Genomic DNA, 12,886 nt, shown 5'->3' on the forward strand with positions numbered 1-12,886 from the left:
TTTTGCTTGTCTTCTTTTCGCAACACTAAGGTAAGTGAAAATTCTGACATGGCAAAATCCTGGGCAACTTTTTGTTGCTCAGGCACTTATAAATAATGTTAAACTATAGTGTTGCGGAATTAAGGTTATATTAATTGTTTCCTAGTGAAAGTAAAAACGCACTCGGTATGTATGCTGTACACACCGTTACCAGTTCATCAACAACCACGCCAACTCTCTGTTGCCCCTGCCATCGTGCGACTCTGCCAACTACTCCCTTAAATGCCCCATCAATAACCTTTACCAACTGTCCTTTCTCGAACTTTGGCACTTCGACTAATGACACGATGGTATTGTCCGCATCGGCAGCACAGATGATTTTGAGACTTTCCATCTGATAGTCTGGAACTACTAATGGAGTCTTCTCTATTCTGCGACCAACGTGGACGTGGCGATAATAAAAACGAAGGAATGGGAGGTTTACGTTGTCGTAAACGAAAGATTTGAGTTGCTCTTCAGTACCGTAGGCGAAGAAGATATTTGGTAAAAGTGACTCGGTAACAACTTTGCGCTTACCTTTTATAAGTTTCACAGTATCTGTAGTAGGATAGAAAGCCGTGATACCTTTGGCAGTCATGTAGTCGTATGCTTTTTTCTCCCTACCATAGGTGGTGCGTAAAGCATACCAATGAGGAATTTCTTCCTCTTTTTGCGCTTTAGGCTTACTTGCTATATGGGCATTTCTGGTGGACACCCCTGTTTGTGAACTCTCGGCGGAAACAATGCTTTGAGCTTCGGGGAGGGCGTTGGAGGTAAGTCCAGCGCAAGGAGGGAATTCACCACCTCCTGAGGTGTGTACATCTTCTGATGTCCATTCATCGACTTTCATATCGGTGCTAACTTTTTTCTAGACAGAAATCCGTTAAATTGCGACAAAAAAAGCGTGGAATCGTCCTGTTGTCCATTCCACACACTGAGGCTCTTCCAACTGCCTATCAAAGTCGAACAGACAACGTCAGAGCCCACGCCGATATGAAAATCGCTACCGCAAAGAGACCTATATAAAACATTTAACTGCACCCAAAAGGGTACAATTCATGCTTACAAGGTCTCCACGGGATTGATATAATCACACCCGGGACATCTACCGTTGACCATATTCGAGACTTTGATACTGATTGTTTTGGAAGATTTCAGTGTGTCTCAAACACAGCGTCGATAAACGCCTTCCATTATGTCTGGATTGTCTTCCCACCCAAAGCCCGCTTTCGTATAGATATGTCATGGTTGACTTCACTACACTCAGCACGGCGTAGGCTGCCGACTCGGTTATCATGAAAGAACTCGTCTTACAGCGACAACTGCGGTCTGGCTATACAATCCGACTGCAAAAATACGAAAATTTATTGAGAAAAGACAAGAAATGACAGGAAATATAAATACTACAACACAAATTTAAGACTATTTAAGCATATTTGCTTTAATATCTCAGAAATTTTGTATAAACAAATGCTGTTCTTATGCAATTTTTGTATGTTACGAGACCAATATACTTGAAGTGCCGATGAAGTATAACTTCGACAGGCTATGAAGTGCTACTTCGATGGTTGATGAAGTAATATTTCGTTTTTATGGGATGTATAATAGTTGAAGTTCTGTCATTCTTCGCCTTTTGATGGACGGAATGCATTTGCCTCTCCATCTGCAAAAGTCAAGGTAATCTTTTTCTATGTCACGCAATCCTCGTTCAATCTTTTGCAGGAGACGGCTCTTCGGAAATCTTTTGTTCCCTAATATCTTATAGGGGCCGACATTGTAGGCAAGTACGGCAAGGAGTAGTGAGTCCTTGCCATACTTGCGGAACATAGCACATAACTTGGTGAGGTCTGAGCGCAACAGAGTATCGGCTTGCTGATAAGTAAGATTCTTCTTAAACTTTTCATGTGGCAATATCCGATGTCCCCATCCGATATAGGGATAGTTGCGCTTAATATCGTGCCATCCCTCGTAATACTTGATGCACCGTACGGCTCGTTCAAAGGGTGGCAAAGCAAAGATGCCCAAGTCGGTTTGGCTTGGGCTATCGTTTGTAGGTGTTTTGTTCTGTGCCACTATGCTTTGGCACAGAAACAAGAGCATTAGGGTAATATATATTCTTATCTTTTTCGTCATGGATGTTGTTTTTGTTTTGCATTTGGAGTGTCATTGGCTTGTCACTTGGCATTCTTCTTGTTGAATATCTCTGCTATCATGGCTTTCACGTCCTCACCAACTTGCACGAAGTTTTTATAGAGGATGCGCTCACGCTCATCACGGCTCTTGAAGGTGTAGAACTTGGGCAGTGGCATATACTCGCTTTCTTCTTTCTTGATGTCTGCCATATTAAAGTCGGTCTTGCAATAGAACTTACTGGTCTTGAACTCATCGCTCTCCTGTATGTTCATACTGCCATTCATGCCGGTCTTGGTTGCCACAAAGTCCCTTGCCGTCTGACCGCAGATCCATCCTGTCGGCATGTCCGAGATTTTACTGGCTGGTACAAGACTGTCCATATTCTCATTCAGGTTGATGCTCGTCTTGTCTCTATCGATGGTCACGCCTTTCTTCAGTTGCACCACCTTTCCGAAAATGTCAGAGGATAGCCATTCCAGAGTTTCCTTGCTTCGTGCCGAACCGCTCACCACATTGCCTACGGTGGTGATAATCTTCTGCATACCAACCTTGCCATAGTCGGCTTCCAACTGCGGCAACTCCTGAAAGCCCAGGGCTACGCTCACCTTGTTGCTTCGGGCTGTGCCTATCAGTCTGTCTATTTTGTGGAAGTAGAGGGTCGGCAACTCGTCCACGATGATGCTCACGGGGATGTTCTTGCCTTGTCCTGTGTTCACTCGTGTTACCAAGCGATTGAGAATAAGGGCGTTCAATGCTCCAATGATGCTCTCCATTTCTGGGTCATTGGCTATCAGCAGATAGCTCGGATTCTTCGGGTCACTGACCTTCAGGTCGAAGTCATCGCCGTCCTTGTGGAATATCCAATAGCTTTCCTTGGTGGCAAGACGTGAGGTATAGACACGCAGTGTACCTATCATACCCTCCAACTGCTCCATAGCCTTGTTCTTCAAGGCAGTCTGGAACGGTCCCAATAAGGGTGCTACCTCATTGTCGGTCTCCAGCACATTGAAGATTGTCTGGTAACTTTCGTTCAAAAAACTAAGAATATGAGGCATATCGCTATATTTGCCCAACCAATAGGCTGGCTCCACTTCTTCTCCTGCATGGTTAAACACCTTACCGGTCGGCTTCATCTGCATGGTCTTCGGGTCAAGTACTTTCTCTGCTATCAGTATCTTACCATCCTTGTCGTATGGCTCTTTGCCATAGTTGATGAAGAAGTAGATACAGGCGGCGAGGAAGTTGACGGCTGAGGTCTGGAAGAACTGGTCGCTGCCGCCACCGCCTTCCTTTTTTCCTTTTTGCAGGGATTCAAGTAATGTCTCTGCGGTCTCGCTCGCTGCTGCCAAGTTATTGATATACTTCTGCTGTATCGGGTTCACTCGCTTGGAGTATTCCACATCCACGAAGTTGATGATGTTGAACTTGCAGCCTTCTGGCAGTTTGCCCAACTGTTGGTTCTTCTTATAGTGGTAGTACAGTTTGGTTGCCAAGGTAGGGAACTTGTAGTCGTAAACGACCATGGCAAAGCCTTTTGCACTATGCTGTCGAATGAACGGCTCGATGATGGAGAATGTCTTACCGCTACCCGGTGTGCCCACTACCCAGGTGCCACGGAATGGGTTCACGATGTTCACCCATCCCTTACGGAACTTGCCCTTATAGTAGTAGCGCATGGGTATATTCACGCTGTATTTGTTGTATTCCTCCTTTTGGCACTGCTCAAAACTCTCGTTTTCAAAATTGAAACGGTCTTTCATCAGTCCTTCCTTCAAGAACTTCGAGATGTTGTCCAAGGCGATATGCACCAATACCGTTCCGATTATGGTTGTCACCATATAGAGAATGGTGTTCAATCTTAGGGTATAGAGACGAGTGTCCATCGCATAGCCGAAGAGCCACACGGACAATATCAACAGCAGCACGCCACTCACCAAGGGGTACAGCACCTGCCTTCGGGCATCAAATTCCAAGTGTTTCTTGTTTCTCGTGCCTACACAGGTGATGCACACCAACAAGAACGTCACCACCTTGCTATACACCAGGTTGCCGTCATGGTAGATGAACCACTGCTTGATGCGGTCGTGCAGGTCGCACACCACACCGCCAAAGCCGTCTATCGCCCTTGGGTCTATGGCATACTCAAAGAACTCCATCAACACGGATATGTAGATGACCGCCCTGAATATCTTGTAAAATCCTTGTAGCTCCTTGCTTTCTTCCATTGGATATGATTGCTATTTTAGAAAAATCGGATTGAATGAGTCGGCTGACAACACATCGCTATAGTTCACTTTCAATGAGATGGTGCGACCGCTGATTTGGTTCTCCGTCATTTCGATGGTTAATTGCTTGTCATTCGGGAATGTCATTTTCCGAATGACTATCACATTGCGGTAGCCATAGCGGAAACGCTTGGTCTGCTCCAACATGAAGACTGGATGCAACTCTACCATCTGCGAGTTGGTAGCCTTGGCGGTTTTCTTATCCGTCAACTTCAATCGTATTTGGTCTATATCAAATGGAATGTCAGTCTTGTTCTCCACGGAGAAATCCAGGAAGAAATAGTCGCCCGACGAATAGATGTTGTTCAGTCGCATTACCATCTTATGGGCTTTGGTCTTCACATTGTTCACACGGGCTTCCGAACTCCAAATCTCACGAGCATAGCGAGCCATGTCAGTAGAGGACAAGGTTACCGCAGGATTGTTATATGCATTCTTTTCTATCTGTTGTATCTCCTTATCCGTCACTGCCTCTTGCAATCTTGTTGTATAGAGCAGCGCATACTGGGTACGGTAGCGTTCTGTCACAATGGTAACGATGGCAAGCACTTCACCATCTTCATGCAGTCCCTCCTTGGGTTTCAAACGCACAGTATTGTTGATGGGTTGGTCTCCTGCTATCTTGTCAGTGGATATGTCCACAAAGCGGATGGGTTCGCTTGCCGTAATGACTGTTGTCACTTGCTCGTTCACGGTCAGCTGCTCCATTTCCTGGTAGGTGCAGGGCTGATAGCTCTCCGCACTGGTCTGTTGTGCCATCATGGGTGTGGCTGTTATAGCGCACATCATCAATGTGCCAATGGTCTTCTTGATATTCATATTGATGTAATGTTTACTTTGTTGTGTTTAATGTTTACTTGCTCTTGGTATCTTTCGAGTTTATCAGATACACAAAGGTGCCATATTTCAGTTTCACCTTGTTCTTCTTGATAGCCTTTCCTATGGCATTGCTTGTTTTCTGATAGGCATTCTGCATGGTCTGCATGCCCCATTGTGAAAAACTGCTGCCAGTATTGGTGGTATTCATATCCACATTCCCGGTCACGGCTCCGCTTGCCACATCCTTGGTGGTCTCTCTAAACTGGCTGCTTGGCACATACAAGCCTTCCATACCGTCTGTGTCATAGAGTGACAGGTTGATTTTCACTATCTCGTCATCCACCAGCACGCTTTTCACCGTTCCTTTCACTCGTTGCGAACTGAAACCGCTCATGGTGGCATACAGGTATGCGCCTTTCTTCACCACCATTTCACCGATTTCCACATCATCTAACAGTCTCAAACGTACACGGCTTCCATCCATAGCCTTGATGTTCTCGTCAATGATAGCCTTGATGAGTGTCGGCTCTTTCTCATTCACTGCCAATGTATTGAAGTAGTCCGATGATGTCTTCACCTTTTTTACCACTTCACTTGGCTTGTCATTCTCGTCCGCTTCCTTTCTGGCATTCTCATTCACCTTTATTTTGCCTTCGATGTTGATACCGCCCTTGGCTGAGTCTTGCGAGTCGGCAGGAGAGGTGGCTGCAGAAGTCGAGATGTTCGCTTGTGTGGCTTGCTGTCCCTTCAGTCTTGCCTCGGCAAGTGCCTTGTTCAGTTCCGCCAACGCTTCATTCTCTCTTTGTCGCTCATGGGCTTCTCTCTGTTTTTCCATTTCTGCTTGCCTCTTGGCTTCGGCATCCAACTGTTGCAGTTCTGCATCCGAATACTTGCTTTGGTATTCTTCTTTTTCTTGCTCATTGTCTCGGTCTATATTCTCCACGGCACTATGATCTTCTATCTTGCCGTAGGCATTCAACATGTTCTCATACTTGCCTCCAATACCGTCACCGCCCTTGATATGGGCTTGTGGCAGATTCGGATTCAGATATTCCGTGGTCTGCATATTGGCATCCTTCTTCTCCGCCACCTTGGTATCAAAGAGGTCGAAGATAAAGTAGGAGGCACCAAGCAGTGGAAGATAGACAATCGCAGGTAGCATGTACTTGGGTTGTCTGAAATTGATTCTTTCTGTCAGCTTCATCGTTATTTGTCTTTATGAGGATGGCGTGCATCCTCATTGGTCCTTACTATGTTCTTTGCATTCCCCTTATTCTGATGGCGAGCCTTTATCAGCGAGTCCTGTCTCTCCGTGGCGGTGCGTCGCTCGCCCTGATAATGGTAAGCTCTTGCCATGCGATAGATGTTGAAACTGAAGCTCACACCAACAAATCCGAACACGATGATCAGGAACAGTGTCTTGTGCAAGTCGGCAAACCTTTGCACCTTGGCTGCCGTCTTGTCTATCCTGCACATCTTGGCAAACTTCCTTCCGGCTCTCACGTCTCGCTCATAGCGTTCCTTGTATTTGGGGTCGTCCTTGTCGGGCATCTTCTCCCCAATGAGCATCTGCTTAAATCCTTTTGTGTTCATCGTTATTTCTTTTCACTTATTTTTTACATTTTTACTTTTTTACCCTTTTACCTTTAATAGTTGCTCTTCGTCTTCTGGTCAATATCCTTGTTGAGCAAGGTTCTCCAGTTCACTATCAGCAATCCATGTGGATTGTTGTCAGTCCTCGGAACTCGTTTCAGTTGTCCTGCCGTCACCAGCTCACGTGTCAGCACATTGGTTCTGCGCTCGATGCGCTGTCTGCCATAGTAGGTAAACTCCATCTTCTCCTTGTTGAACTTGATACTGTCACAGAAGATACTGAACACGGCACTCGTTCCCATGATGTTGGAGTAGAAGCCCTTTTCCTTCAGTGTATTGTACTGCGCCAGTCCTGTCTCATCCACCAGATACATGGCTTTCTCCATCGTGTATTTGATGTACTTGTCATCGGGTGCCAATGTAAAAAAGTAGTGATGGAACATCTCGATATGACTCTTTGCTTCCACATCCAGTGTCTCATCCATCGTCGTGCGCTGCACCAGAATAGGCACATTGCCGTCCAATACATAGATTTTGTTCTGTGCATCCACCACCATGTTCTTTGCCGTCCAGATGCTACTGATACTTATCAGCACGCATCCAACCAGAAACAGACTACAGATGATAGTCACCAACTTCACCTTATTCTCTAAATTCTTGATTACCATTGCTATTTTGCTATTATTTTATCTTTTTACTTTTTTGCCCTTATCAGTGCATCACATGGGCAAGTGTTCCCTGTGCCGACATTTTGGCTTGCTGTGCCACACCCTCACCGAAGTTTCTGGTAGAGAAGGCGGTATCGCCCTCAGGAATCATCCAAGCTGCCAAGTCTGGAACCAAGTTCAGACACTTCAAAGCCACGATGCTTGCTGCCATCAGATACCCTGCCGAGAAGAACGAGTTCTGCAAATATGCCGCCATCGTCTGCTCACTGGCGGTGATAGCCGTCAGGTTCTCCACCTGTATGCAGAGCACGATGTCGAAGAGCAATAGCACGTAGAAGCCCACGAAGTAGAGCATGGCTCCATAGAAATGCACGGTCAGATACCTTGTCAGCCACTTCGCCCAACTGCTTTCCCATTTCGGCAGTAGCGAGAACGCCCATTGTATCGGTCCAAATATCGTCAGCATTCCCAACAGTATCTGTTGACAATAGATGGTGCTCCACCAACCGATACGGAAGACAATCAATGCTATCAGCATTACTATCTTGTCGATGTTCACTACGGCTCCTGCAGTCAGTGAGGTAAACCACAGCTTGGCTGCGTCCTTTTCCATATTGGTCACTTCATCCACGCCTGTCTGCTCCATGGTCGATTCCACCAGATTCGGGTCTGTTGTTCCCTTATGGGCAATGTCTGCCTGAGCTTGTACGTTGGTGTACATCGTGTCTCTGGTATAGATAAGCTGCTGAACTTCCGTAAACTTGTCCTCTATCTGTGTGGCTTCCGCCTCATAAAGGTCATGGGTATAACTTCCGATGGAGTTTGGAATGTAACTCAGGAAGTCCAATACGCACCAACTGCTACCACTATTTGTCATACCAGTATCGGCTGGTGGGTACCACCAACAGAGGATGATGCTTATCACCAGTGGCTTGAATAGTTTCATCACATCCAGTGGCTCATGCTTCACCATCATCTTGTAGGCCATGTTCGCTGCCACCACGATGGAGAAGAGGGCTGCGAGTGCCATACACATTTGGACGACCCACCAAAAAGGTCCGTTTGAGCCTGTAAAAGTAGCGTCGCACAGAAACTCGTTGGTCTGGAAAATCACGTCATCAATTTCTTCTTCCAAGATGTTGATGCCGAAGTCGGATAATATGCTACTGTTGTCTGCCATAACTCCTTATCTGTTTATTTTCAAATCATTGTCATCCTCATTCGAGCCATTATTACTGCCCGAAGATGCATCGTTTCTCACTGCCATTCCTGCCTCTCGCCATTTGCTGGATGCACTGCTGATGATGCTTCGTTTGTTGGCGGTCTGGTAGTTGCCGTTTGCAGCCAACAGTTCCTTGGTCTTGATGGCATTCGACATTTGCACCAGTTGCTTCACAAGCGTCTCGTTCTGCTTTGCCACGTCTGCGTAAATCTGCAGATACATCTTCTTGCGTTTGGCATTGGGCATATAGGCATCCTTGGTGGCTTTGATGGCAGTCTCATAGACATGATAGTATTCTGTCCAGCGTTGCTTGTCACCGATGGATCCGCCTACAGGCAGGATGCGGTCGATGTTCTTCTTGAAGGCATCCATCTTGCTGTTGATTTTGCTTCCTTCCACTTTCCAGGCGAGGTCAATCTGACGGTCTGCCATATTCAACGCCTCAATCTCTGCTCTTTTGGTCAGGGCAGAGTCGATGGCTTCGGCATATTCCACTTGATTGTAAGCTCCGATTCCTGCCGTGGTACGAAAACCGAGTTTGTTCTTGCTGGCAGCCGATTTCTTGTAACTGCTGTGCAGTAACTGATAGTACAATTCTGGTGACAGACTACCACTACCGATTTCCATCACCGTTATCTGGTTCTTTTTCGAACTGTCATGATTGTATGTTACACCACTTTGGGCATTGCCGCTGATAGCGACTCCCAACATCAACATGATGGTTCCTATTCTTGTTTTCTTTCTATCCATGCCTATACATTATTATATATGGGATTATAAATTCTTCGTTCTCTCAATATCCGAGTTTACCTGCCACTCGCCACCGACCGAAGGCATCTTCCAGTATTTGCTGCTTGCTTTTGGTTCGGTAAACCTTTTCTTTCCAATAGCCGATGCGCACTTGGATATATCGCCACGACTCAAAGTAGCTTTTGTTCAGATGCTTCTCTATATTGTCAAGCGAGGTGTTGATGCTTTCCAATACCACAAGAAGGTCTGCCGTGGAACACGCTGCCGCTCCTGTGGCATACAGCACCAAGTCGCTCACGCTTTTGTAGAGGTATTCGCCTTCATTTGCGATATTCTCTATGGCTCGTCGGTTAATACCTATCAGTATGGTATCGGCAAGCGAAATGCGCTTTCGTTTGATGACTTTTTTGTTGTAGTCATCCAACAGCTTCTTATAGTCCGATATTCTGTCGCTCACACCCTCGTAGGTGGAGTACACGTTCAGACTGGTTCGTAAACTTTGATATAGCACATCTATCACATCAAATGCCCTGGTGTATTTGTCAAGGTCAACGTTCAGTTCCTTGTATGCCTTGGTCTCGTCCTTACTGTAACTGTGCAATAGTTTATTGCTGTATTCCAAAGTGCTTCTTGCAAGCAACAGGCTCCGCTGTTTCTTGTGGTCATTGATGTAGGCTTCCACACTGGCAACATCAAATCCCCATTGGGCGAATGTTTTAGAGGGGAGGGCGAGGAACAAGATTGCTACCAGCAATGTTCTCACAATATCCATTCGTCGCTTCTTGCTCACTGACCCTGCAACCCTCTCCGCTGCATCAGCCTTGTATTCTCTTCTATTTCTCATTTTCATTGTCTTCATCATTAAACTTGCCGTGATAATCATCTGAATGTTTGGTGTCGGCAGCTTTCCTTAACCAACGTTTCTTGCATTTCTCCACCAGTGTCAACCGTCGTCCTTCGTCAGCATTGATATGTGGAGCGATGTCCATCAGCACGTCGATGATGTTGCGCTTGTAGTGCATCATCTTCTCCAACGATACCAAGTCTGCGTATATCTTGGTGATTCTGCTGTCCACCTCTCTGGCTATCTCTAACCTATCGCTCGACCATAGCAGATGAAGGGTATCATCGGTGTTATTGTCATCGGCAGGTGCGCTCTTAGCATATTCGGTGGTTATCTTGCACGATGGAAATTCCTGTGCGATTTCCGAGATGCGCTTGTTCACTTCGTCCGCCTTTTCCTGCTCGGTCTTGCTTGGGTCAAGCGTCATCACATCCACTACCGAGGTGTTGGTGTATTCCGATGTCAGCTCCCAACTGATCTGCAGGATGGCTCTGTGTATCTTGATGCCCAAGAAATATTTCGGCTTTCGGGCAATCTTCAATGTTGCCTTGAAGGTGATGATGCCGTTGATGTTGGGCATGGTGGCTTTTCGAATGTAAGTATAGCCGCTCCATGTTCCTTCCCCTTGCCAAGTCAGGTTGTAGGCACTCTTGCAGTCGTTCATAATGGCTGGTATGCGATAGTAGTCATCCGTCGCCACGTCATTGTCCTTTCCTGCCTCTGCCTTGGCTTCCTCTATTTCCCTTTGTTTCTGTTGCCATGTGGCAAGTTCTTTGTTCAGTTGTTCGATGGAAGCCTTGTTCTTGTTGTATTGCTCCCGATACTTGGCTGCATCTTCCACACTTGCATTGGCGATTTGCTTGACAAGTGACTTGTTCTCGGCTTCCAACTGACTGATTTGAGATTGCAGAGAGGCTATCTTGGCATTGGCTTCCTGCTCTTGTTTATACAAGTCCGAGAGGTCGAGGGTGTTTTCTGTCACCGATGTTGTCATGGCGCATTTCTTGCTGTGGTCATTCAGCGAACCGCCACAACTCTTGCATTTGTATTGTGTGGTGCCTTGCCCCAACTGCACACCGTCGCTGCATGTCACACTAATGGTCACGCTCTCGCATCCCTTCAGTTTGGCGGCATCGGTTGCCTGATAGTAGTTGCGTGCGCCACTGCCTATATAATAGGTATAGCCTTCCTCGTTGTCATTCCATTCGCTCAACCGGGCTTGCAGTTGTGCATTGAAGGTGTTCAAGTCCATCGAATAGGAGTCGAAGACTGCCTCATACACTTCTTCTGTCCTGTTCCAACTCTTGTACACCTGTATTTCGTAGGCGTATGCCTTCTGTTTCTGTCCTTTTTTCTTGCTACTGATGATGTAGCTGTTCAGCCAGTAGCTGATACCGTAGGTAAAGCCGTCATTCTGGTTGCTGAGCTGTTGCACCCTTGTCCTTGACCATCCTGCATGATTCTCCGAGTTTTGCAGGATGGCTTCTTTTTGGCTGCTGTTGGGATAGAAGTTGGCATCCTTGGTGTTGATTCTGTACCAGTGGTCGCCTTTCAAGATGCTGTTGTCATCGGTGGGCGGTACATAGTCGCACAGTTTTTCTCGTCCTTGGTCTCGTCGGGCGATATACCATCTTTGCGTGTAGTAGTTTCCTGCCGTCTCATCCAGATAGTCCGTCATCCATGAGGTGAGGTTATAGTTGGTTAGAGAGAAAAGTCCTGCCACGTTATCCTTGCCTCCAATCATGCCCAAGAGGGTGTTGCCTACGCTCTTGTCGAGACTTTTGAACAGCGAGGAATAGTTATCCACAATGTCGATGGCTGCACTGAGCTTGCCTTGGAAGAGGTCGTTGAACTGGCTGCTCTGCAAAAGGGCATTGCCGATATTGTTCATTCCTGCTCCTGCAAGGTTGGCTCCTGCCTTATACAGATTGTCGATGTCGGCTTTCAGATTGTCTACTGTAAAATTGCCTGGCACCTTCGACAAATCGTCCAACATCTTCTTCCAATCCACGTTGCCAATCTCTGAAAGTTTCAGTATGGCAGCTATCTCCTGGTTGATTTGTAGAAAGGCGATGTCCGAGAATGTGAGGGTGCTGTTTGTTACCACACTCTCAAACTGCATACACAGGTTCTTGGTGTCATCACATATCTTCACGAGATAACTTCCCCAATAGAGGGCTGTCTGCGGACTTTTCAGCATCATGCCTGCTACCGTCCATATCTTCGGCATGATTTTATTGCTCACCATGTTGTAGATACGGCGGTAATAGTAGTTCTCTGTGCTACTGTTCCAAATGCCCAACTCCGTCATTGCCTTGCGCTCCAGAAACTTGGAGGCGTAGATACCGGCACTCGCCACTTCTGCAGCATTATAGTGTTTCAATATGTTCTGCACCTGCTCGTTATAGTATGCCTCTGCCACGGCTTCCGTTCCGTAGGCAGCAGACATAGCAGCCACAGTCTGCTTGTCATAGTTCACGCTGTAGTACTGTGCGTCAGCCTTTGCCAACACACAGACTATCAGTGTTATGATGGATAGAAGTCGTTTCATCTT

11 protein-coding genes are annotated in these 12,886 nt (G+C 46.5%); all 11 read right to left on the minus strand.

The features are described 5' to 3' along the window. Positions 1–130 precede the first annotated feature (130 nt). Positions 131–868, minus strand: coding sequence for a UpxY family transcription antiterminator (locus EXN75_RS11035; RefSeq protein ID WP_134843862.1), 738 nt, complete (start codon positions 866–868; stop codon positions 131–133). Positions 869–1,608: 740 nt separating this feature from the next. Further along, complete coding sequence (locus tag EXN75_RS11040; protein WP_246031374.1) at positions 1,609–2,091, minus strand: glycoside hydrolase family protein; 483 nt, start codon at positions 2,089–2,091, stop codon at positions 1,609–1,611. Positions 2,092–2,192: 101 nt separating this feature from the next. Then, complete coding sequence (locus tag EXN75_RS11045; RefSeq protein WP_134843864.1) at positions 2,193–4,376, minus strand: type IV secretory system conjugative DNA transfer family protein; 2,184 nt, start codon at positions 4,374–4,376, stop codon at positions 2,193–2,195. A gap of 12 nt (positions 4,377–4,388) precedes the next feature. Beyond that, positions 4,389–5,255: a conjugative transposon protein TraN gene (gene traN, locus EXN75_RS11050; protein WP_134843865.1), complete on the minus strand. Its 867-nt coding sequence runs from the start codon at positions 5,253–5,255 to the stop codon at positions 4,389–4,391. A gap of 34 nt (positions 5,256–5,289) precedes the next feature. Continuing rightward, positions 5,290–6,459, minus strand: coding sequence for a conjugative transposon protein TraM (gene traM, locus EXN75_RS11055; RefSeq protein ID WP_134843866.1), 1,170 nt, complete (start codon positions 6,457–6,459; stop codon positions 5,290–5,292). Positions 6,460–6,461: 2 nt separating this feature from the next. Further along, positions 6,462–6,848, minus strand: a complete 387-nt coding sequence (locus EXN75_RS11060; RefSeq protein ID WP_134843867.1) for a hypothetical protein — start codon at positions 6,846–6,848, stop codon at positions 6,462–6,464. A gap of 53 nt (positions 6,849–6,901) precedes the next feature. After that, positions 6,902–7,516, minus strand: coding sequence for a conjugative transposon protein TraK (gene traK / locus EXN75_RS11065; protein ID WP_010537146.1), 615 nt, complete (start codon positions 7,514–7,516; stop codon positions 6,902–6,904). 43 nt (positions 7,517–7,559) lie between these two features. Next, positions 7,560–8,696 (minus strand): membrane protein, encoded by a 1,137-nt coding sequence (locus EXN75_RS11070; RefSeq protein ID WP_010537145.1) that lies wholly within the window; start codon positions 8,694–8,696, stop codon positions 7,560–7,562. 6 nt (positions 8,697–8,702) lie between these two features. After that, positions 8,703–9,488, minus strand: a complete 786-nt coding sequence (locus EXN75_RS11075) for a DUF5045 domain-containing protein (RefSeq protein WP_134843868.1) — start codon at positions 9,486–9,488, stop codon at positions 8,703–8,705. 43 nt (positions 9,489–9,531) lie between these two features. Continuing rightward, positions 9,532–10,260 carry a hypothetical protein gene (locus EXN75_RS11080; protein ID WP_408005954.1) on the minus strand — a complete coding sequence of 243 codons (729 nt, stop codon included), beginning with the start codon at positions 10,258–10,260 and terminating at the stop codon, positions 9,532–9,534. A 61-nt stretch (positions 10,261–10,321) separates the two neighbouring features. Further along, positions 10,322–12,883: a hypothetical protein gene (locus tag EXN75_RS11085; RefSeq protein ID WP_134843869.1), complete on the minus strand. Its 2,562-nt coding sequence runs from the start codon at positions 12,881–12,883 to the stop codon at positions 10,322–10,324. Between the last annotated feature and the right edge of the window lie 3 nt (positions 12,884–12,886).

Origin of the sequence: Segatella hominis (assembly GCF_004535825.1) — a bacterium.
Lineage (GTDB): Bacteria > Bacteroidota > Bacteroidia > Bacteroidales > Bacteroidaceae > Prevotella > Prevotella hominis.